Genomic DNA, 22,141 nt, shown 5'->3' on the forward strand with positions numbered 1-22,141 from the left:
GGAAGGACGGCCTCGAAGGCAAGTCTCCTGCACTGAAGCAGAACAACCCATATGCCTGCGATTTCCCTTCATATGACCCTGGCTAGCCAGGCCTCCGCAGCTCCGCCGACAAATTTTCTGCTGTCTGCGTAGTCGAGATCAATGTTAAGCAAGCGCTAAGTAAATTGCAAACATTTCTCCCCCTCCAGTCCCCTACGCCTCCCCCCTAGATCCCCAGAATGTCATCATTTGGCTCGCTCGATGCCGCCGGTTTGACTCTCATTCAAGCACATCAGGCGATGCTTGGGTCGGATAGCCGGCTCTCAGCGTGGTTCCGCTTAGCGGTTGAATTGCCAGAGTTTTCCTAGTCGATGAGTGAGCAATTGTATAGTCAGCAAATAGTAATAGCGCGTCGATTCAGTGTGCTGGTTTAAGTGGTGATTCAAAAACCACGCAAGATGTTTTCTCTGCCAAGTCCATGGATTGTCGCGTTGCCAGCGTTCAGCGATAGCTGCTTGGATAGTCTTCGCCTGACGAAGGTGGCGCTGGCGTGTGGTATGTGACCCGGTCAAGATGCCCGCCAAGAACAGCTCAATATCGAATGGCTTGCTCATACTCGGCCACCGATGTATGCCGACACCACGTCGATACGACTATGTCCTAGCTCATAGCTGATTTGCAGTCGGGCCTCCTGATCAAGGTGTCGGTCGACTTGGTAGCAGTTGCCGCCGTAGATGGGCGCAAAATGTCGAGTGATTTGCTCATAGCGTTCGCACGCATAGGCTGCCCGCAATTCGTGGAAGCCTTTGAGGTTGTGCTGATGGAGGATGTTCCGTGCGGGACGGACGATTCCCTGTTGGAAATCGAGGTAGCGTTCGTTCGGTGCAAGCAGGTTGTGGCTACCCTCGGGTGAGACTTGTGCGGCATATATTAGTGCGTCGCGAACATGATCATTTACCGTAATCCAGCGAGGTGCCGACGCGCCTGAGCGGCCACCTTTGGTGCCGTCCTGAATGTTGATCTTGCCGTAGTACTCAGCCTCACGTTTTAAACGCGGTAGGTCCGCCAAAATGGCCTCGCGTAAGCGCATGCCGGTGGCTCGCGCCAACTGAGCGATCGCCGCCGCGCGCTGCATTTGGTGTTCGCAGAGCACGTCGACGATCCGCTTCACTTGTTCGCGGTCTTGGCCTTGCGGCACCGAGTGACGGACACTGGTGCGCCGCATTCCCAGCGCCTTGCTCGGACTCGACACCTTCACCGACTGATCAGCGCGTAGCGCAGCCATGGTTCGGTTCACGCTGGACAACCGATTTTGCGCAGTGACGATGCAGATAGCACCTTGTTCAACTTGCTGCCGCAGATGTCCGGCATAGTCCAACAAGGTCTGCCGATCTATTTGCCGCGCATCGTTAAACCCTGGCCCATCCTCTGACCGACACCACCGAACAAACGCCTGCCATCGATCACTGTGCGCTTTGACCGTGCCGTAATGTCCACCTCCAAACAGATCTTTCAGCGCTTGCGACCCGGCGTAGCTCAGTTGCCGACCATAGCCAAAATTCCGCCCGTCCCGTCTACCTACCAGTGCCATGATAAAACTCCTCTCGAAGCCAAACCTTTGAGACTTTCCCCACGTCATCCCGCCAAGAATGTTGAGTGTTATCAGGGATCAAGGCCCCTGCGACCTGTGAGGGTTGTCCACTAACGCGGGACTGGCGGCTCTTTACGACCGGGAGCTTGGGCATCTCATGATCTGGCCTCCTGAGCACTTCCGAGGAAGTGGGCGGGTGGAGGCTGCGCTGGCTGACGAGACCGGCACCGCGAGATCCTGAGTCGGGTGAAGGCAGTGATGTGATGACCGGGGCATGCCTGACTGTCAGTCAGGTGCAGTCCATTCCGTAGGCTGCGGCACCATCATCTGCATCGCTGTTGCTGGTGACTTCGGTGTTTGTCACGCCGATTGTCACGAGGGGAAATGCCGCAAAGCCTCGTACGAGTTGGGCTGCAGCAGCGGTAGGAGCGCCCGTCTCTTTCCGGAAGAAAGAGACGGGCGCAGGTTGGCGCAAGGAAATGGCCAAGCGGATAGGTTGCTGCAGGGCAGCTATGAAAGGGGATGAGTTGCCGCAGTGGGCACACTGATAAAAGTAGGCATCCATCACATCGCTGTGACCGTGCGAGCCGCCGGACGCTAATCGCACTTTGGGAGAACCACCACGGTGTGGCGTAGCCTTAAAGGTTCTGGCTACCTGGGTTGCTGTCAACGACAGCGCTTTGCCCGATCTTTTCTACGCCTGTGGATAATTCGGTTCAAGGCTCCAATTTTCGGGAATTCTGCGGCTGTGGATGAAATTATCCACCGGTGGAAATCTGTGGTTTTCCACAGACAGTTTGCGTGGGCTTTAGATTTTTTAAGTGAGGTCCATCCAAGCGGGGCGGCTTTGCAGCCCTGCTTGGATGGACCCGCGTGGCCTAGCTGATCACCGCGAATTTGACGGCTGCGTTATTGCATATCGGTCGATTGAATCAACACCTGATAGAGCGCATTAGTCGGCTTCTTGTGCCCAAACAGCGTGTCCTTTCGTTTTTTTGTTCGTTTCTCCGCCGTCTTACGAATGCGTTTGAAAAGCTCACTCCCAAATCTCTGCATCATTGGTGTATCAAGATCAGGATCAAACCAATGTAATGCACGAACGTCGGCAATTCCTGACATCAGCACCCCGTATCTCCAGAAATCTATAGGTTCGGTAGTGCCGATTGCTTGGGCGTACCAAAATTTTGACCAGATGTTACGGTTGTAAGCAAAGCGGGCTCGTTCGGCAACATGCCCCAGAAATCCGCTCCCCCAACTGCGAGCAAGAAGCGATGATGGTTCATCATCATTACGCATTCCCTCAACGATTAGCGCTCGAGCGATACGTCCCGGAATCCCCGACTCAATTTCATGCTGTATCCAGCTATAAAGCCAAGGCGTATGCCCAGCAGAATTTGCTGCAAAGACCAATGTCTCAAGATCGGCATCGGTCGGCGCATTATCGAGGGCTCTTCCCCGTAGATCTGATAAAATCTCAATGTTGGGGCCAGCAAACAAAGTTACGATCTGTTGTGGAATACGAGCATCTCCTAATACGATTTCGACAGGACTCCGAAGATTGCTAACATGAGTTAGCAACGCGGCGGTAGAATTGTGATTTGTATGAGCCAATGCCTCCGAAAGAACCAATGCAATATTACGCACATTTGACAGGCGCACTGGATCGGTCTCTCCGAGAATACGCTCTACCCAAACAGAGATCTTTTCTGGAGCTATCGCCACCACTCTCTTCAGAGCAATGAGATCCGGCTCACGTGCTAAGACCTGAGCTTTTTCGTTACTTAGCCTGAAAAGATATGTATCCGACTCATCTCTAAGGGCTTTTTGTCGATCAAGGAATTGATCAATACCCAGTCTGGATCCTTCTGTTTGTGTCGCCAAGGCTTTCAGCGAATCAGTATCCTTTTCGTCACTCTCATCTGCTCGATCCTGCACAGAACGACAAGTTTCTTGACCGCTACGACCCACTTCAAGACGCAATCGCCCAAGCTCTGGCTCTGGGGTTTGAATAGGAAGGAGGAGTCGTTCAATTACTAGATCCATTTCCAAAATCAATCGCTCATCCAGATCACCCCCTAGCTGTTCCGCTACGTAGCCAAGAAGATTGGGAGCGATCAATGCTGCATCTTCGTGACGCCGAAGCGAAACGACGGCAGCAGCTACTGCCCTTGCGCGCCAAAAAGCCTCGTCGTCCAAGTCAGCTAGAGGGCCACGGTTTTGTGCCGCAGAGATGACCCGCTTGTCGAGCTCGGAGTCATGCGCCACATACGCAACCTCTGACGCGTAAGTTACAACGTCCCGGTCATCGTGTTTCAGCGCGAGATCTAGAGCTTCTCGGCTTGGATCAGTCAAAGCGACACGATGAGCTGAAGCGAAGAACAGGACCCGACGAAGACGACGCGAATTGGACTCTGCATCTACTAAGGCCGCCTCGAACTCAATAGAACTCAAAGGTTGGAACACATCGCGAAATGCATACCAGTCTGCAACCTCCCGCGGAAGGTCAAGATAAAGTTGAAGCTGCTCTATCGCTGAAAAATGTGGGAGAAGGCTAAGGAGAACAGAACCTGGCACATGGGTTTTATCAGAGTCAGCCAAAAGCTCCGGTTGCTGCACCAACCGCTTGTAACCGTTGAGCACCGACTCAAGCGTCTCCGCGTCAAATAGAGGACTAATACACTGCAATTGCCAGCTGAGCTGTCTGAGAGAAAGTTGGCTTCTGGTCTGCGTCTGGCTAGCGATCGCACGCAGCAATGGAGTAATCGAATTGGCGTCGAATCTAGCCAATCCTGGAGTAATAGACTCCAACTCATGATCATCTCCCCCTCCAGTGTAAAAACACCACAAGTTGGAGGGATCCATTTCGCTGACTACCTGAATTCCATTACCAAGGTTCTCAGGACGTACTGACGCAGGGTCAAAGGGGTCAGTAGCACAGAGGCTCTCGACCCTACTCCAACGTTCACCTGGCCTACGAGGATTCAGTTGTTCAGCGTCATCTGAGGATGCCACGGTTCCAAGCATACGGAGAGCTATCGCTGCAGCCTTTCGGCTTGAGTCCGAATGAGGTGAATTGAAAAGGACCTCAATTGCAGCTCGCAAATTGTGCTCAAAAGTGGAAAAGTCTCTTGTGTTTAGTCGAATTACCCAAGCTAACTCAGCATCAGCGCGTTGGTGGTCACCTGTGATCGACCAGGCGAAAGCCCAGGCCAAGAAGCTTTCGGCATACGATGCTTGTGGTCGCGCAGCCATCAAGAATGCCGCTACCAAATCCAGATGCGTGGACTCAGGGGACGCAACTTCATTACTAAGTCTCGCAAGAAAGTTCTGCTCTTCTAACGTTAAGCCATCGAGCCTTTCTGAGATCCTCGCAGCTTGCTGAGCAAGACGAGCCGCCTCTCCATCGTCACGCCCCCCCATTCGTCGAGGAGTTCGAGACCAGCGCGCGAGCCATCTTCCAATACGTGGTTCAATGGCAAACTCTACGCGCGGCCGATCTATAGTGCTAAGTAACGCCCCAAGTAACCATTGGCGGCGGCGGGCGTTGGTGTACTCATCGAACGCGGATTCAGTGGCATCCAAAACCGCTTCAGGGTTTGCGTTGGTGTAAGCCACTAGGCATTCATATGCAGAGTCAGGAATGTTTTGAAGCTCCAGCCACGCTGAGATCAGCGCGGCGCGCGCTGTGGGCGGGTAGTTCTCTTCAAAGCAGGCAATTCCAGCAGCTGAACGAAGCGCCTCACCTACGAGGTCAAACCCTTGAACTTCCTCAATGATGCCATCGATCACCTCGGCCGGACTGCGACCAGACTTTCGGAGTTCGTCTTGCAATTCGCGAGCGACCAGTAGTCCTAGAGCAAATGGAACAGTTTCTGGCTTGAACTCGTAAAAGCCTTCCTCATGTTCAACAATCCTCAGAAACGCACCTTCTTCAATGTCTGTCAGGTCATGCTCGACCGAACGTCCATCGCTACGTTTAGCGGCTCCTGAATGTTCACGCCAATCATCTCGGTCAAATTGAATTCTTGGGTTTTTGCGCAGAGCGTCAGCGTGAGACCTGAGCAGCTTCTCGAAATCTCGAATGTTATGAGCTGTCAGATCGCCACGTTCTTCAAGACGCCGTCTCCAATACTCTAGTAGCAATCGCTCTACAGTGAGCTCATCTACTTTTGCTGATAGACGGTCCAGCAAATCCAGTGCGACTGAGCAAATTCTCGGATTACGTATGAAATCGCGTACCTGCGCCGGAACACTATCAATGGAAATACCGCGCCGTAAGAGGAGCTTATCTAGCTCTTCAGGCTCATAATCTCCGACACTGACTTTGGACACCTTGATCCCAGCCAAACGTGGCGCAATTTCGCGGTCCCAGAACCGCTCACGACAGGTCAGTATCAATCGCCCACCAAGCTTGCCTACCTCGGTCACTAGTCTCACGATGGTGTCAGCCCATGGCATGCCACTCCGCTCGTTGAGCCCATCAATAACAACCAAAAATCTTAGCTCGTCACTTGTTTGGGGAGCTGCGCGCTCCTGCCAGCGGCGCAGACGTCGCAACCATCTCTCAGAAGCCTCCTCAAAATCCGCCTCCCCCTGCGCGGAAATTAGCCTTGCCAGAGTCCTCAATGGATCCTTGGGCTCTATTAAGTCAGCAACCTGAGAACCGCCGAAAATTAAGATGGGTTTATATTTTGATGTAAACCACCATTGCGCGGCCAACCAAGACTTTCCGGCGCCTTCTGGACCAAGAATAGCGACACATCCCAAAGCTTGTTGCGGGGAAGAAATTGCGGTGTCTAGTAAAGACTCAATAGAGGGGCGAGCAATAGCGGGAAAAGCACGATCTTGCACCGTCAGATATTGACCAAATGCATGCTGTGAAGAGAGGCGCTCCGAAAATACTCGACCGCACCAGATACGGTTAACCTCAGCAAGTGTTGCGAGACCTGAATGACCAGCACTAGCATCCTGCTTTAGCTGACTACGAGCCGACAAGAAGGCTTGATCATCTTCCACGTCCGCAAGCGCAGCATCTATCTTTAATGCAACTCCATTAGACGCATACTGCTCGTACCATTGCCTGACCTTTCTTCGAGCGCTTGCTAGAAGAACGGCCAATCGCGGGAGCGGGGCTTCGGTCCAGTCCAGCATCAGAAGACTGATACCGCGCTCTTCCAACATATCTTCCAGCTTTGCGAGATTTCCATCCCCCATTTCGGACGTTGCGCACAGCACCCACACATCAATGTCGGAGGCAAGCTCATGCCCCGCAATCCAAATTTTCCCCGCTATATCCTCAAGCCGGAGTGAGTCCCTGTAGCGTTTAGCCTCCATAGCAATCGCGAAGTGATCACGAGGGGTGCTAGCGTCGCGCCCGAACTGAGAGCCACTCTTCGCCAGCCTAAAGGTTAGCCCAGTCAAATCAGCTAGGGCGGTAGCGATAAGCCCCTCAAACCCTTCTGCGCCTGCTGGTTGCAGGTCTAGGAGTTGAGCTCGTAAATAAACCAAAGACTTCTGGAGAACCTTGCCGTCGGTTAGAGCCTGTTTCACAAATCGTCCCGTCCTTGAGGCTGGAAATCCAATCATTATGGAAGGTCGATAAGCGAGTTGCCATCATAGACTGCGTAGATGCCTTGGCCGTCGAGCAATACTTCTGGGGGCTCTTGAGCAGTCACGCCGGCATTGGACTCAAGTAAGTGCGGCAAACCACATAAATATGCGGCATCCTTCGGGAGTTCTGCGGCTGTGGATGAAATTATCCACCGGTGGAAATCAGTGGTTTTCCACAGACAATTGCGTGGGCTTTAGATTTTTTAAGTGAGGTCGATCCAAGCAGGGCGGCTTTGCAGCCCTGTTTGGATGGACCCGCGTGGACAAGCGGATCACTGAGATATAAAGACCGAGCGCTTACTCAGTTGCGCCACGTTTTGCTTTTAAGCGAGTGACGTTCGGTCCGGTCTGGTTCGCGAATTCGTGGGGGGTGACATGCTCCTGTCGATTCGTCTCAAGGTACCGGCTCCACCAGTTCATGATCAGCCTCCGCTCTTCGATGAACTCCGCTTTGTGGATGTAGGCCGCTCGGACGTTGTTCCGTTCTTTGTGGCTCATCTGTCTTTCGATGGCGGTCTCGGACCACAGTCCTGATTCAATCAGTGCGCTACAGGCCATTGAGCGAAAGCCATGGCCGCAGATTTCGGTTTTGGTGTCGTAGCCCATCTTTCGAAGTGCGCTGTTTACCGTGTTTTCTGACATGGGCTTCCAGGGCTTGGCATCGCCTGCAAACACTAGGTCGAATTTGCCGGTGAGGGCGTGGATCTGTTCAAGCAGGGCCACGGCTTGCGGCGATAAGGGTACAAGGTGGATGTCCCCGGCCATCTTCGTACCCCTAGTAGAAAAGGGTACTCCGTCCAGCGCGGGTCGAGTGTCGGGTATCTCCCAGGTGCCGCGCTTGAGGTCGAATTCGCTCCAGCGGGCGAAGCGCAGTTCGCTGGAGCGTACGAACACATGCAGCGAGAGCATGACCGTCAGCCGGGTAAGTGCGCGGCCTTTGTAGGTGTCGATACGCTCCTGCAATTCAGGCAGACGCGATAAGGGTAACGCAGGGCGGTGAATCACCCTCGGAGCTTTGATCAAGCCTTCAAGGTCGTAGGCAGGGTTTGCCGTGATCTGCCGAGAACGCTTCGCCTCGCGCATGATGCTTTGCAGGTAGTTTTGTACCCTTAACGCGACGTCAATCGTGCCGCGCTTCTGGATCGCTTCCAGAGGTTGCATCAGGTCATGGGTGTCCAGATCGACAATGGAGCGAGCGCCGATCAGCGGGAAGACATGGGTTTTGAGGCGGCTCAGGACGGTCTTGGCATGGCCCGGAGCCCATTTGGCAGACATCGCTTTGTGCCAGTCCAGTGCGGCGCTTTCAAAGGTTCGGCCTTTGATTGCGGCCTGCGTCTTGGCTTGGTGTTTGGTCTCTATGGGGTCGATGCCTTTCGCCAGCATCCGCTTGACCTCCAGGCGCTTGTTGCGAGCATCGGCGAGGCCGACCACGGGGTAGCTGCCGAACGAGGTCAGTCCTTCGCGGCCATCAGGTTTTACATACCTGAGACGCCAGCCTTTACGGCCATTGGGTTGGACTAGAAGGTAGAGGCCGTCGCCGTCGAAAAGCTTGTAAGCGCGGTCGGTGGGCTTGGCTGAGCGACAAGCCGAATCGGAGAGTGGAGCAGTGGTGCGCGACATAAGGGTACTCCCCCTTTATCGAATTACCTTACCCCTAACACTACCCCTAAAACGGTTGGAATCCACCAGTTTCTGACGGAAACCGATGGAACGCTAAAACGAAAAAACCCGCCAGAAGGCGGGTTTTTCGGGGGTTCCAGAGATTTTGAAAGCCTTCTCTGGAACCTTGTATGGTGCCGGCACCAGGAATCGAACCCGGGACCTACTGATTACAAGTCAGTTGCTCTACCATCTGAGCTATACCGGCGTTGTGGGCGACGATTATAGCGATTGGGTGGTTTCTGTAAACCCCTGAATTCAGACTATTTTTGCGGGAGGCCGGATCATGCCCGGCGCAGCACGTTGTGCAGTTTCTGCAGAGCACGCCAGGCGCGATTGTTCTGCATGGCGTGGAGTTGCGCTTCGGCGCGTTCAGCGCGTTGTGTGGCGGCGCTGATTTGGGCCAGGGCGTCGGCTTCGCTGGGGCTGACGGGGTGGGCGAAAGGGTGCCCCAGGCACAGCTGGAAGTTGTCGAGCTGGCAGGGCGGCATGTCGAAGGCCGTTTTGAGGTTCAGGTGTTCGTCGGCGAGAAAATAGCTATTGAGGCCGTCGAAGCAGACGTTCTGGTAGCCGGCGTCGGTGACCAGGTGTTCCCAGGTGTGGTCACGTTCGAACGGGGTTTCGATAAGGATAAGCCACGGGCGGAAGCGACTGAAGTCCATGCCGCGCAGCACGGTTTCTTCGTGGCCTTCGACGTCTATTTTGAGGAAATGGATGGGGCGGTCGGCGGCGTGTTCTTCGCAGATCGAGGTCAACGTGCGGGCCTTTACGGTCAGGCTCTGCACCTCCAGGCCACGCTCCTTGCGCTCTTGAGCGATCACCGGGTCGGCGGTGGACAGGCCGGTACCGGGAATGCCGTAGAAGGTGATTTCCCCGGGCGCATCGCTGGCGATGCATTGCAGAATGGTATCGCGTGGGCGTTGCTGGACCAGGGCGTCGTGGAAGCTTTGCATCGGTTCGATGTTGATGCCGCTCCAGCCGCGATCATAAAAGGCCTTCGTCACTGAATCATGGATTGGATCGTTGGCGCCGACGTCGATGTAGAAGCCGTTTTCAAAGAATTTGAGTGCGCGCCACAGGCGGATGTCTTCGAAATTCTGTGCATATGAAATGAACGTCACGGTCGCTCCCTGTCAGTGGTTTGTTCTTATTGGTTGCAGTGCTGCCTGCCCGGTGTGAGCTTGTATAGCAAGGGCGGAGGGTGGGCGCAATTTACTCCTGAAACAGTCCGTCATTCGGCGGTTATGTCATTTCGATCTGAAGCTTATGCACAACGGGAAGCTGCACCGGGGCGCCTGCGGGGGATTTTGTGGACGCGTTCTCGTTTTGTTCGCAAATCCCTGTTTTACAGGTTTTTTATTGATATGAACAAAAAATGACCAGCGCTGTTAATGGCTCGTAACAGGCGTGGATATTGGATCCATGAGAAATTCATCAACAGAGTTATCCACAGGTTTGAGCGTTTAAGCGCGTTCGGCCAATAGCAGCAAATTACGGGGTGTGAGTGAGGCTGCGCAAAAAGTGCCGAGACGTACAGCGTAGCCTTGTTCTTCCAGAAAAACGGCTCGGTCCAGATTCAGCCAAAGCTCCAGTGGCCGTCGGAACAATCCTCGGAGCAACTCCAGGTTGCGAACTTCGGCCAACCGCTGCCAACCGGCCGCTTCCAATGCTGACCAATCTGGCGAGCCGATTGTGGATAACTCTTTGAGCGCGGCCAGATCGCGACAGTAATCGGCGAACGGTTTATCCAGCCAGGCACTGGGCAGAGATGGCGTCGGCAGGTATTCGTCGGCGCCGCGCACTTGGCGTTGCAGCAGATCGAATGCCAAACGACGGGCCATCGAGGTGTCACGCTGGCGTCGGACGCGCGTACCGGCGGTGACGGTTTCGCTCATCGGCAGCGCCAGATCCTCCAACGAGAGTTGTAGGAGCGATCGTGATCCGGCGCGGGACAATGCCTGATATTCGCTGCGTTCGATGCGGTTGTAGCAGCAGGGTGCGATAGCCATTTGCTGGCAACCGGCAGCGCTGGCCAGTTGCATCAGACGTACATGCAAATCGCCGCAGGCGTGGAGAGCGACGGGCGTGTGAGTTGAGCTCAATACGGCAGAGGCAGCAGTCGCCAGTACGTCTTGCTCCACATGCAAAGCGTGCAAGTGATGACGCTGACTTAACGCCTGACCGCTGGCGACCAATAAAGGATCGTATTCAACGCAAGTCAGTTGCTGCCCCGCGCCCAACAAGCGTCGCCCCAAATGCCCCTTGCCCGAACACCAGTCCAGCCAATGCGTCGGCTGCGAGGCGAAAGACAAACGACTGGCAAACGCCTCGATCTGCAGCCACTTGCGTCCCGGCACATCGACATTCAATCGATGGCCGGCGGCTTTCAGCGCGTGGCCCGGCAACTCACCCACCGCGCTCAACTCAGCCGACAACGCCGCCAATGAGGCGAACGGCTCCGGCGCATCAGCAAGATCAGCAGGTTGGTTGTGAGCGTTTTCTGCGTCTTCCAGCGACCGTCCGCGTAGCCACAAGGCCAGCTCCGGGTAGGACGCTTCCCAGGCAAGCGAAAGATGAGTGAACGGTCGAGGTTTCCACAGCGCTTGATGGGCTGTGAGAAAATCATCCAGCGCCGTGAAACGGGCGAGTAAGTCCTCGCCCGTCAGCACGTGGGAAATGTCAGCGCCCTTGGCAGGCATCGACGCGCAGCCAGCGCTCCAGCAGCTTGAAGCCGCGTACGAGAACGTAAGCCATCAGCAGATAGAACACGCCAGCAGCGAAGAAGATCTCTACCGGCAGATAGGTGCGGGCGATGATTGTGCGTGCCATGCCGGTCAGCTCCAGCAAAGTCACGGTGCTGGCCAGCGCACTGGCCTTGAGCATCAGGATCACTTCGTTGCTGTAGGCCGGCAGGCCGATGCGCGCGGCACGCGGGAGGATGATGTAGAACATCGCTTTGGGCTTGGACATGCCCAAAGCCCGCGCCGCTTCGATTTCGCCGGGTGGAATCGCCTGAATCGCCCCGCGCAGAATCTCGGCGATGTACGCCGCCGTGTGCAGGGTCATGGTCACGGTCGCACACCAGAACGGATCGCGCAGGTACGGCCACAAGGCGCTTTCGCGCACCGCGTCGAACTGCGCCAGGCCGTAGTAGACCAGGAACAGCTGAACCAGCAACGGCGTGCCACGGAAAAAGAAGATGTAAGCGTAAGGCAGCGAGCGTACGTACCACAGCTTCGAAGAGCGGGCGATGCCCAGTGGAATTGCCAGCAACAGACCGGCAATCACGGCGATGGCCACCAGTTCCAGGGTCAGGGTCGCGCCCTGCGCCAGTTTCGGCAGCCACTTGATGATGACTTCCCAGTTCATTAAGCGCTCCTCGCAAAGCCGCGAGCGGCGCGTTTTTCCAGGAAGTGCATGCCGGTCATCGCCAGCACGGTCAGGCCCAGGTACATGATCGCGGCGACCATGTAGAAGGTGAACGGTTGTTTCGACACGGTCACGCCGATTTGCGCGTGACGCATGATTTCTTCCAGGCCGATCACCGAGACCAGTGCGGTGTCTTTCATCAGGATCATGAACAGATTGCCCAGGCCGGGCAGGGCGATGCGCCACATCTGCGGCATGATCAACCGGGTGAAGATCCGCCATTTCGATAGACCCAGGGCCTGGCCGGCCTCACGGTGGCCTTTGGGAATGGCGAGGATCGCACCACGGAACACTTCCGTGGCGTAGGCGCCGAAGCACAGTCCGAGTGCGATCACACCGGCGGCGAAGGCGTTGAGTTGCAGGTCGGGGTTGCCGAAGAACTCACCGAGGGCGCGCATCAGGTTGACCGTACCGAAGTAGATCAACAGCACCCAGAGCAATTCCGGGACGCCACGCACCAGGGTCGAATAAGTGCCGCCAAGCCATTGCAGCGGCTTGTACGGGGAAGTCTTGGCCAAGGCGCCGAGCAGGCCGAGCACCAGTCCCAGGCACAGGGCGGTGAGAGCCAGTTGGACGGTCATCAGCGCGCCGGCAGCGAGGGCCGGGCCGAATCCGTAGAGGTCGATAATCATGGGTTTCTGTTCAAATTGCGGCAGGCAAAGTCGGGAGATGGCGCCGTTGCATCACGGCGCCAGTCCCACAGGTCAGGATCAGTAGATGCTGAACGGGAAGTACTTGTCGTTGATCTTCTTGTAGGTACCGTCGGCGACGATTTCCTTCAGGGCGGCGTTCAGCTTCTCACGCAGTGGGTCACCTTTACGCACAGCGATGCCGATCTTGTCGCTTTCTACGACCGGGTCGCCTTTGAACTCGTAGTTCTTGCCGGCGTCGCTTTTCAGCCAGTCATAGTTGGCGTACTTGTCGGCGAGGATCGCGTCGACGCGACCGGAGGTCAGGTCGAGGTAGGCGTTTTCCTGAGTGTCGTAGAGGCTGACCTTGATGTCATCTGCGTAGGTGTCTTCCAGCCAGGTACCGGCCAGGGTCGCACGCTGGGTACCGATGGTCTTGCCTTTCAGCGAGTCCTTGTCGGTTTTGAAGTCGACGTTTTTCGGCGCGATGAACTGCAGCTTGTTCGAGTAGTACGGTTCGGTGAAGTCGACCGCGCCTTTGCGCTCGTCGGTGATCGACAGCGAGGAGATCAGGAAGTCGAACTTCTTCGCGTTCAGGGCCGGGATGATGCCGTCCCAGTCGGAAGTGACCACGGTGCACTCGACTTTCATCTTCGCGCATAGAGCGTCGCCGATGTCTTTGTCGAAGCCGACCACGTTGCCGCTGGCATCTTTATTGTTGAACGGCGGATAGGCCGCTTCAATGCCCATCTTCAGGGTTTCAGCCATGGCACCGGCGCTGAACGCGAGGGTGACGGCGGCGGCCAGGAAGACCTTCTTGAAATTCTGCATGCATGTTGCTCCGTTAGCGGTTGCTGGACATGAATTGTTTGCAGCGCGCCGAAAGCGGGTTTTCGAACACCTGCTGAGGCGATCCTTGCTCTTCTATAAGGCCTTGGTGAAGGAACACCACTTCGCTGGAAACCTGACGGGCAAAGCCCATTTCGTGGGTCACGAGCAGCATGGTGCGGCCTTCTTCGGCCAGTGCGCGGATGACACTAAGTACTTCCTGAACCATTTCCGGGTCAAGCGCCGAGGTGGGCTCGTCGAACAGGATAACCTTCGGTTGCATCGCCAGCGTGCGGGCGATTGCTGCGCGCTGTTGCTGGCCGCCGGACAGTTGCGCCGGGTAGGCGTGGCGCTTGTCGGCGATGCCGACCTTGGCCAGCAGCGCTTCAGCGACTTCGATCGCTTCGGCTTTGCTCTGGCCGAGCACGCGGCGCGGTGCCTCGATGATGTTGTCGAGGATGCTCATGTGCGGCCACAGATTAAAGTTTTGAAACACAAAACCAATCTCGGAGCGCAGGCGGTTGATCTGTTTGCCATCAGCGGCAACCAGTTCGCCATTCTTGGCGGCCTTGAGCTTGAGTTCTTCACCGGCCACCAGAATCTGGCCCTGGTGCGGGTTTTCCAACAGGTTGATGCAACGCAGGAACGTGGACTTGCCGGAACCGGAGGAACCGAGGATCGAGATCACATCGCCGTCGCGGGCGGTCAGCGAGATGCCTTTGAGCACCTCCAGCTGTCCGTAGCGTTTGTGCAAGTTGCGGATTTCAAGCGCGGGCGTGGCCTCAGCCATGTGCGTTCCTCATATATGTTGCGCTCCTGCTGTTGGATGGCCTTCCTGGCGAGGCGGCCAAGCTAGCATAGCGTTTCAATGGCAGCCAACAGCGCTACGAGCGGTTAACGGGTGGCATGTGGCAGGTTGTCGCATCGGCACAGCAGACTGTCGCCCCATCAACAACCGAACGGGTGTTTGATCGTGCAAACCCGTGGGTGTCGCGTAAAAAAAGGCGCGATGTTGCCAGCTTTGGCGGGGTGTTGGAAGCGCTATCCGGCCGAACGTTCCGGATTCGCCCTTTTATTGTGCATCCCACACTTTTTCAGTGTGTTTCTGGTGCGCGAATTCGTCTTGAAAGTGAGTCGCAGGGTAACGCTCTGGCGAATAGCCATTAATCTCAAGGACTTGCGATGACCATCCGGTCGCGCGCAAAGCCGCGAGCCAAAAGACTTTGAAACATTTTGGCGCATTTATTGCGTGCAGAATCCGGAACGCCCTGTTGGTTTCTTTTTACGAGAAAGAACACACCAGGCAGGACGGACTGAATCGCTTTCCTTGCAAAGGTAGTTTCGATGAGCAGTACCCCAAGCTCCAATGGCCTCGAACAGGGGCTCAAACCGCGTCATGTGACCATGTTGTCGATCGCCGGTGTCATCGGCGCCGGTCTGTTCGTTGGCTCCGGCCACGCCATCGCTGCCGCCGGCCCTGCCGTGCTGCTGGCTTACGCCGCCGCTGGTACCTTGGTGGTGTTGGTGATGCGCATGCTCGGCGAAATGGCCGTTGCCTCGCCGGACACGGGCTCCTTCTCGACGTACGCCGACCGTGCCATTGGGCACTGGGCGGGTTTCACCATCGGCTGGTTGTACTGGTGGTTCTGGGTGTTGGTGATTCCGCTGGAAGCCAACGCCGCTGCGACCATCCTGCACGCATGGTTCCCTGACGTCGGCATCTGGGCGTTCGCGCTGGTCATCACCATGCTCCTGACCATCACCAACCTGTTCAGCGTGAAGAATTACGGCGAGTTCGAATTCTGGTTCGCGCTGATCAAAGTGCTGGCGATTATCGGCTTCATCATCCTCGGTCTGGCGGCGATCTTTGGCTTTCTGCCGAACAGCCAGGTCAGCGGCGTTTCGCACCTGTTCGACAGCGGCGGCTTCCTGCCAAACGGTATGGGCGCGGTGCTGGGTGCAATCCTGACCACCATGTTCTCCTTCATGGGTACCGAAATCGTGACCATCGCGGCCGCGGAATCGAAGAACCCGGGCAAGCAGATCTCCAAGGCCACCAACTCGGTGATCTGGCGGATTGGCTTGTTCTATCTCGTGTCGATCTTCATCGTTGTCGCCCTGGTGCCGTGGAACGATCCTACGCTGGCCAACCTCGGTTCCTACCAGACCGTGCTTGAGCGCATGGGCATCCCGAACGCAAAAATGATCGTCGACATCGTGGTGCTGGTCGCCGTGACCAGTTGCCTGAACTCGGCGCTGTACACCTCGTCGCGCATGCTCTTCTCCCTCGGCAAGCGTGGCGATGCCCCGGCCATGGCGACGCGGGTGAACAAAAGCGGTACGCCTTACTGGGCGGTGATGCTGTCCACCGGCGCAGCGTTCCTGTGCACCTTCGCCAACTACGTGGCCCCGGCGGCGGTGTTCGAATTCCTGCTGGCCAGCTCCGGTGCAATCGCTCTGTTGGTGTATCTGGTGATCGCATTCTCGCAGCTGCGCATGCGTAAACAGCGTATGGCGCGCGGCGAGAAAATCGTCTTCAGCATGTGGCTGTTTCCGGGCCTGACCTACGCGGTGATCATCTTCATCGTCGCGGCTCTGACCATCATGCTGTTCCAGGAAGCGCATCGCGTAGAGATTCTCGCGACTGGCCTGCTGAGCCTGTTGGTGGTGGCAGCCGGTCTGCTGGTGGCACGCCGTCGCAAGCTGGAAAAACGTGGTGCGGTGGTGTTGAACTGATCCGTAACACGTAATGCAAAACGGCCGCTGTCAGTGATGACGAGCGGCCGTTTTTGTTTGTGAGCGTGGTTTATTCGCTCTTGTCTTCCTGCGCTTCCACCGACTTGCCATAAGCATCCAGCGCAACCCCGAAATCGGTGATGAACTGCGGTTCGCTCAGCCAAGCCTGGGCCTCTTCGATCGTTGCGCCTTCAGCCCACATGCGGTAGTCGATCAGCATGTCGGCGGCCAGGTGGGTGGCGGCCATGCCTTCGTTGTCGGCGTTTTCCATGTCCAGCAGCTCTGGATGGTCAACGATGACGAACGCCAGTTCGCGCAGCAGGGTCAGCAGCATTTCGTTGCGGCTGACGGCTTCGGCGTCGCGCATTTTGCTGAACATCGCCAGGACGTATTCCGGCACCGGCTCAGCGAGGTGGTCGAGGTCTTCGTCCTGCTCCAGCGGCTTGCGGCCGACCATACGGATTTGCTTGGCTTTGGCCTTGGCGCGTTTGGCGCGTTTCTGTTGCTTGTTCAGGGATGCCATGGGAACTCAGTTCTTCTGTTGGGTTTGCGCGGCGATCGCGTCGGACGCCGCTACATAGTCGGCCTGGAAGGCCGGGGATTCGATCCACGCCAGCGCGCCGGCCTCGTCGGTTTCCTGCGACCACTGGCGATACTCGATCAGCGCGGCGAGGATGAAATCCATCGCGCCTTCTTCGCCTTCCTGTTCGTAAACCAGTTCCAGCAGCGGGTCTTCGAGAAAGGCGGTGCACAGCGCTTGCTGGCTGATCTTCTCGGCGTCGATCATTTTCTTGAACAGCTCGGTCAGGTCTACCGATTCGAAATCAATGCGGTCGTCGTTCGGGTCCAGCTCGACCGGCGCCTCGGCGCGCTTGGTGCGGTTCTGCTTGGCCTTGGCTTTGGCCCGGGTGGCGCGTTTTTGCTGCTTGTTGGCGGAGGCCATGATGTGTTCCGTCGTGCGTTGAGAGGGCTCAGCTGCGCGGGACTTGCCGCCCCGGTGTGTCGGGGGCCAGTGCGCCGGTTTGCAGCCAGGTCAGAGCGATGGGCCATAGTGTGGCTTGGTATGCGCTGCGAAAAAAGGCGAAATGTCCGACTTGTTGTTCGCCGATGTCCTGCGGCTCGATGCGCAAGTGGGTTTTGGCTGCGTTGCTGAAGTAACCGAGCAGGCGTTCGATCGCCGCAATTGTGCCGTAGGGATCGTCGCTGATGCTGATCGCCAGTGTCTGTGCGCGGACGTTGGCGAAGGGCAGGGCGCCGCTCTTGTTCATCAGTGCGCGACCACTGGGGCGCCGTTCGTAACGTGCAGCAGGCGTGCTCCAATCGCGTACAACGCCGGTCGGCGTATCTTCCAGCCAGCCGAGTCGCTTGCCGGGGAAAAAGCCGCAGAACAGCGTCAGCAACGGCATCACGACGTGCCATTTGCCGAACATCCGCCAGCGATGTTCCGGCGCGTAGTCGCGCCAGTAAGCGAACTGCGCGCCGACTGTTACCAGCCGTCGGATAACCTGCCCGGATTCGCCCAGCCCCGCCGCGCAACCGCCAAAACTGTGGCCGACGACGTCAATTGGCTGACCGGGAAACTCCCGTTGCGCGCGTTTGAGCATCGCTTCGAAATCCAGTGCGCCCCAATCTGTCCACGAGGCGTTCAAGCCTTTGATCGACGCGGATCGTGATTCGCCGATGCCGCGGTAGTCGTAGGTCATCACGTCGAAGCCGTTTGCGAACAGATAAGCCGCGAAACGCGAGTAGTGGCGGCAACGTACCGACGTGGCGGCGCTGATGATCACTACCGGGCGTTGGCTATCAGGCAAGAACTGACGCCAGGTGAAACCGCCAAGTGCAAAACCGTCGGCGGCAGCTTCTTTGAAAGGCTCACCTTGCTCAGCAGTCAAGGTTGGCGACCCTGACTGCATGTCTTGCCTTGCGGGCGTGTCCTGACAGCTCATGACGCTCGACCTTGAAGAGTAAGCTGACAACGATAGTCTCAGCGCCGCCCGGCAACAATCCGCAAGTTTTACTCGGTGGATTGAGTGAGCCTGCGCTCTTCGATCAACGCCTGCTCGCGATTGAGTTCCGCGCGTAACTCGTCTTCACTCGGCAGGATCGTCTTGTAACTGCTGGCAAACAGTTGCTCATTGCCCTTGAGCATTGAGTAGCGCGCCACCGAGTCGTTGCTCTCGGCAGACAGAATAATCCCGACTGTCGGCTTGTCGCCCTCGCTGCGCATGAGTTCGTCGTACATGCGCACATACATGTCCATCTGCCCGACATCGCGGGCGCTGAGCTTGCCGCGCTTGAGATCAATGATCACAAAGCATTTGAGCAGGTAGTTGTAGAACACCAGATCGATGTACAGATCGACGCCGTCGGTACTGATGCGTTGTTGGCGGGCGACAAAGGAAAAGCCTTTGCCCAGCTCGAGAAGAAAGCTCTGGAGATGGTCGATGAGGGCTTGTTCGAGACCGCTTTCCCTGACCTTGCCTGCTGAGGGTAGACCGAGAAATTCGAGCATGACGGGGTCGCGAATGAACTCGCGTGGGTTGCATTTCAGCGCTTCGATGTTGGTGGTGGCTTCTTCGATCACATCGGCTTTGTCGCGACTCATGAGAAGCCGCTCGTAGTAGAGCGTGAGGATCTGGCGGTCGAGGGCGCGGCTCGACCAGTTCAGGTTGGCGCATTCGTCCATGTACCAGTGGCGGGCTTTTTCATTGGTCACACCCAAAAGCCGACGATAGTGGGTCCAACTCAATTCGGAACGCACTGCGTTCCAAATTGGAAACAACTGATAAAAGCTGCGCATGTATCGCAGATTACGATCGTCAAATCCTTTACCAAACTGCGCCGTCAGATTCTTCGCCAACAACGCTAGTAACTGTTTTCCATACCCCGCACGCTGGGCTCCCTCTTGTTCAAATTCGACAATATGCCTGCCGATCTGCCAGCAGGTCTGCACTTGAATCGTATCCACCGCACGCAGCACTTTTTGCCGCGCCTGGCGAATCAGTTCGCCCAACTCCCCCAGCAATGAATCGATTTTCGGGTCTTGCGTATCAGCAGGTTTTAGCGGGCTCATTGGCTCTTCCACATCGTTGGAAACAGGCGTCAAAGCATGCCAAGAGTCGCTGCGTGGGTATGTCGGGCGAGCCGGTGAAGTCGGAAGGAAGAGGGGATTGGTATTGCAGGACGTTGCCGGTGAAAGAGGCGTCAGACAGAAAGGGTCTGTAGTCCTTTTCGTACATGCTCGTGAGTCGTGGTGATTGCAAAGCCTAGGCGCGGGTACAATCCCGCGCCTCATCTTTTGTGACGTAGGGAAGTGCTGGTTTGAAAGGGATTTTGCGTGTTGTTGGTGTTGCAGGCCTCATGTTGCAGTTGGCCGGCTGCGGAACGTTTATCGGGCGTTTGAATGACGGTTTGTCCGATGCTCAGTATTACCGAGGCGTTGATGGCAACCTTCATCTACTGGGTGTGCGTGGCGGCGGCAGCGATGGCATGCCGGCGGCGATCGTCTGTTACATGATGATTGTCTGTCCGGTCATCACCGTCGTATCCCTGCCAGTGGATGCCGCGCTGGATACGGTTCTGCTGCCGATCGATTACATCAATACGCTTTAGGTTTTCTTTGCGCGGCGTTTGCTTTTCGGCGTGTGCACGGGCTCTTGAACCTTGCGATAGATCCACACGCCGAACACACCCACTGCCAGCAGAAACACTGTGCCAACGCTCTGCCAGACAAACTCGAACCAGAACAGCCGCGGTTGCAGGGCCAGGGTGTAAGTGCTGCGCGGGCCGCGATTATTGGTGGTGATAGAGCCGGTGATCCAGCTGTCGACCAGCATCCAGATCGACAACCCGATGGCTAAAGTGATCAGTAGAGCAACGAGAACAGTCAGCCAGTAAGTCACCCGACTTGGGCGATAGGGTGGCGGATGGGGCAATGGGATGCGCGTTTTCCTTTGGTTCATGACGCTTGTGACCTGTTTCCGGGATTGATGAACCGCGCTATCTCGCTTGCCAACTCCACTGCGCGCGGCGGGTTTTCCCTGAGCCACGTTGATACCGCGTGGTCGCAGCCTGGCAGGACGATTTTTTTCAACTGATCAGGTGCCAGGCTCTTTTCAATGGCCTCGATGACTTCGTACGGAATCGCGCTGTTGATCGCGCGAGCGCCCATTTGCTGCATCCCGGCAGACGTACCAGCGATCCCGCCAAAAGTGGTTGCCTGAAGACCATCGTATTCGCCGATCACCAGCAAGACTTCCCCGTCGAACGTGCGCAGGAACTCCAGCGATGGCGAGTCAAGAAAACCGTAAGGCACCGAAATGGCGCTTTTGAAGGGTGACCCAAACGCTTGCTGCCAGGCTGCCTCCGCGTACAGGGCGGGACAGAACAGCACGATGCGTCTGACTGAAGCGCGATGTGCTTGCGCTACCTTGAGCGCCAGTGCGCCCCCCAGACTGTGACCGATCACTGTGCTGAGTTCGGCGCCAAGATGATCGGCAAACTGCAAAGCCTCCTGAAGGTTCTGCGCCAGTGAAGTGTCTTCAAGGGCAACATCGGCGCTGGGGCCGTGGCCGGAAAGATTGAAGCTCAGGCTGGCAATTCCCTGCGCCTGCAAGGGATACAGGATGGCGTTGAGTCGCGAATAGTCAGAGCGGGCACCGTGAATGGCCAGCACTTTCGGCGTTGACGCTGCTGCGGCGGAACCGGCCAATACGCGACCTTCCAGTTGGTAGCCGGCGAAGGTTTGCGCAAAGAAAAACTCAGGGCCGGTTGGCGCCTCGTCAAACTGCAACCGAGAGCGAAGTCGCGACGCGCCGGTCAGCGCCAACCGATTGATCACAGGGCAGCCAGGGTGTGCAGGACTGCAACACGCAATGGATTGGTCTCCACACTCAGCAACTTGATCGCCAGGGCGCAGCAGACCACGATCAACATGGGTTTGATCAAACGTGGGCCGACGCGGACAGCCGCTCTGGCGCCCAGTTGTGCACCGAGGAAAGCTGCCAGAGCCATGGCAATCGCAATCGGCCAGATGATCACGCCTTTGGTGATGAAGACTGACAGCGAGCCCAGGTTGCACGACGCGTTGGCCAGTTTGGTGAAACTCATGGCCCGCATCATGCCAAGCCCGCAGAGCAGCACGAAACCGACGATAAAGAACGAGCCTACGCCCGGGCCGAAGATACCGTCGTAGAAGCCCAGGATCGGCGCCACGGTGAACGAGAACAGCAGAATGCCGATTCGCTTGCGTCGATCCTCATTGGCCAGTTTCGGCGAGAGCGCAAAGTAGATCGCCACCAGAATAAGCATGACGGGCACGCACACTTCCAGATAGCGCTTATCAATCGAACTGACCAACAGCGCCCCGCTGGCGCCACCCAGGAATGCGCAGATAACCAGGAAGCGTCCTTCGCGCCATTCAATCATTCCCTTGCGAGCGAAAGTGACAGTGGCCGAGATAGTGGCCGAAGCAGCCTGGAACTTGTTTGTGGCTATCGCACTGATCGGGTCGACACCGGCCAGAAACAGGGCAGGCAAAGTAATCAAGCCGCCACCCCCGGCAATCGCATCAAAAAAACCGGCGCAAAATGCCACAAGCGCCAACATGCCAATTACATCCCAAGCCATTACGTTTTCCCTTTTATAGTTATTGGCCAGTCATCCACATGACTGGCCATTC

At 56.7% G+C, this 22,141-nt stretch carries 19 protein-coding genes and 1 tRNA gene; 2 read left to right on the forward strand and 18 right to left on the reverse strand.

Annotation, left to right across the window (positions count from 1 at the left end):
- Positions 1 to 317: 317 nt before the first annotated feature.
- From AB4N44_RS18895 to AB4N44_RS18945, 11 genes are all read right to left on the reverse strand, one after another.
- Entirely contained in the window at positions 318 to 593 is a 276-nt protein-coding gene (locus AB4N44_RS18895) for a hypothetical protein (protein WP_460108015.1), read from the reverse strand.
- Complete coding sequence (locus AB4N44_RS18900) at positions 590 to 1,570, reverse strand: integrase domain-containing protein (RefSeq protein WP_460108013.1); 981 nt, start codon at positions 1,568 to 1,570, stop codon at positions 590 to 592. Before AB4N44_RS18900 ends, AB4N44_RS18895 begins: the two co-directional genes overlap by 4 nt.
- Positions 1,571 to 2,479: 909 nt before the next feature.
- Positions 2,480 to 7,120: an NACHT domain-containing protein gene (locus AB4N44_RS18905; protein ID WP_460158122.1), complete on the reverse strand. Its 4,641-nt coding sequence runs from the start codon at positions 7,118 to 7,120 to the stop codon at positions 2,480 to 2,482.
- Between the two features lie 357 nt (positions 7,121 to 7,477).
- Positions 7,478 to 8,800: a tyrosine-type recombinase/integrase gene (locus tag AB4N44_RS18910; RefSeq protein WP_460108006.1), complete on the reverse strand. Its 1,323-nt coding sequence runs from the start codon at positions 8,798 to 8,800 to the stop codon at positions 7,478 to 7,480.
- A gap of 171 nt (positions 8,801 to 8,971) precedes the next feature.
- A tRNA-Thr gene (locus AB4N44_RS18915) sits at positions 8,972 to 9,047 on the reverse strand.
- A gap of 76 nt (positions 9,048 to 9,123) precedes the next feature.
- Positions 9,124 to 9,960: an FkbM family methyltransferase gene (locus AB4N44_RS18920; protein ID WP_460108004.1), complete on the reverse strand. Its 837-nt coding sequence runs from the start codon at positions 9,958 to 9,960 to the stop codon at positions 9,124 to 9,126.
- Positions 9,961 to 10,302: 342 nt separating this feature from the next.
- On the reverse strand, positions 10,303 to 11,538 hold the full coding sequence (locus AB4N44_RS18925) for a methyltransferase (protein ID WP_460108002.1): 1,236 nt from the start codon (positions 11,536 to 11,538) through the stop codon (positions 10,303 to 10,305).
- Positions 11,519 to 12,208, reverse strand: a complete 690-nt coding sequence (locus tag AB4N44_RS18930; RefSeq protein WP_007909164.1) for an ABC transporter permease — start codon at positions 12,206 to 12,208, stop codon at positions 11,519 to 11,521. The genes AB4N44_RS18925 and AB4N44_RS18930 overlap by 20 nt, the downstream gene beginning before the upstream one ends.
- The gene (locus AB4N44_RS18935; protein WP_007909165.1) at positions 12,208 to 12,900 is read right to left on the reverse strand and encodes an ABC transporter permease; all 693 of its coding nucleotides are present in this window, start codon (positions 12,898 to 12,900) and stop codon (positions 12,208 to 12,210) included. Before AB4N44_RS18935 ends, AB4N44_RS18930 begins: the two co-directional genes overlap by 1 nt.
- Positions 12,901 to 12,978: 78 nt before the next feature.
- Positions 12,979 to 13,728: an ABC transporter substrate-binding protein gene (locus AB4N44_RS18940; protein WP_127925476.1), complete on the reverse strand. Its 750-nt coding sequence runs from the start codon at positions 13,726 to 13,728 to the stop codon at positions 12,979 to 12,981.
- Positions 13,729 to 13,741: 13 nt separating this feature from the next.
- Positions 13,742 to 14,515 (reverse strand): ABC transporter ATP-binding protein, encoded by a 774-nt coding sequence (locus tag AB4N44_RS18945; RefSeq protein WP_007909167.1) that lies wholly within the window; start codon positions 14,513 to 14,515, stop codon positions 13,742 to 13,744.
- A 554-nt stretch (positions 14,516 to 15,069) separates the two neighbouring features.
- On the opposite strand from AB4N44_RS18945, the gene gabP reads away from it, so the two are divergent.
- Positions 15,070 to 16,461 (forward strand): GABA permease, encoded by a 1,392-nt coding sequence (gabP, locus tag AB4N44_RS18950; protein WP_316917470.1) that lies wholly within the window; start codon positions 15,070 to 15,072, stop codon positions 16,459 to 16,461.
- A 70-nt stretch (positions 16,462 to 16,531) separates the two neighbouring features.
- Here gabP and AB4N44_RS18955 read toward each other — a convergent pair whose 3' ends face one another.
- The 4 genes from AB4N44_RS18955 to AB4N44_RS18970 form a co-directional block, all read right to left on the reverse strand.
- On the reverse strand, positions 16,532 to 16,984 hold the full coding sequence (locus tag AB4N44_RS18955; protein WP_160037876.1) for a hypothetical protein: 453 nt from the start codon (positions 16,982 to 16,984) through the stop codon (positions 16,532 to 16,534).
- A 6-nt stretch (positions 16,985 to 16,990) separates the two neighbouring features.
- Positions 16,991 to 17,404 carry a hypothetical protein gene (locus tag AB4N44_RS18960; RefSeq protein WP_008080543.1) on the reverse strand — a complete coding sequence of 138 codons (414 nt, stop codon included), beginning with the start codon at positions 17,402 to 17,404 and terminating at the stop codon, positions 16,991 to 16,993.
- 28 nt (positions 17,405 to 17,432) lie between these two features.
- Complete coding sequence (locus AB4N44_RS18965; protein ID WP_160037878.1) at positions 17,433 to 18,407, reverse strand: alpha/beta hydrolase family protein; 975 nt, start codon at positions 18,405 to 18,407, stop codon at positions 17,433 to 17,435.
- 68 nt (positions 18,408 to 18,475) lie between these two features.
- Positions 18,476 to 19,534: a PDDEXK nuclease domain-containing protein gene (locus AB4N44_RS18970; protein ID WP_460107996.1), complete on the reverse strand. Its 1,059-nt coding sequence runs from the start codon at positions 19,532 to 19,534 to the stop codon at positions 18,476 to 18,478.
- A gap of 287 nt (positions 19,535 to 19,821) precedes the next feature.
- Between AB4N44_RS18970 and AB4N44_RS18975 the strand changes: the two genes are divergently transcribed.
- A complete protein-coding gene (locus AB4N44_RS18975) occupies positions 19,822 to 20,073 on the forward strand; it encodes a YceK/YidQ family lipoprotein (protein WP_238786318.1) in 252 nt (83 codons plus the stop codon).
- Here the strand turns inward: AB4N44_RS18975 and AB4N44_RS18980 are convergent.
- From AB4N44_RS18980 to AB4N44_RS18990, 3 genes are read right to left on the reverse strand one after another with little or no spacing between them, the layout of a single operon-like run.
- Positions 20,070 to 20,423 carry a hypothetical protein gene (locus tag AB4N44_RS18980; RefSeq protein ID WP_150750181.1) on the reverse strand — a complete coding sequence of 118 codons (354 nt, stop codon included), beginning with the start codon at positions 20,421 to 20,423 and terminating at the stop codon, positions 20,070 to 20,072. The two genes, AB4N44_RS18975 and AB4N44_RS18980, sit on opposite strands and share 4 nt — an antisense overlap.
- Positions 20,420 to 21,289, reverse strand: a complete 870-nt coding sequence (locus AB4N44_RS18985; protein WP_460107992.1) for an alpha/beta hydrolase — start codon at positions 21,287 to 21,289, stop codon at positions 20,420 to 20,422. The genes AB4N44_RS18980 and AB4N44_RS18985 overlap by 4 nt, the downstream gene beginning before the upstream one ends.
- 8 nt (positions 21,290 to 21,297) lie before the next feature.
- Positions 21,298 to 22,089: a TSUP family transporter gene (locus AB4N44_RS18990; protein ID WP_007909181.1), complete on the reverse strand. Its 792-nt coding sequence runs from the start codon at positions 22,087 to 22,089 to the stop codon at positions 21,298 to 21,300.
- Positions 22,090 to 22,141 lie beyond the last annotated feature (52 nt).

The sequence above is a fragment of the Pseudomonas sp. S3_C06 genome, from assembly GCF_054667675.1.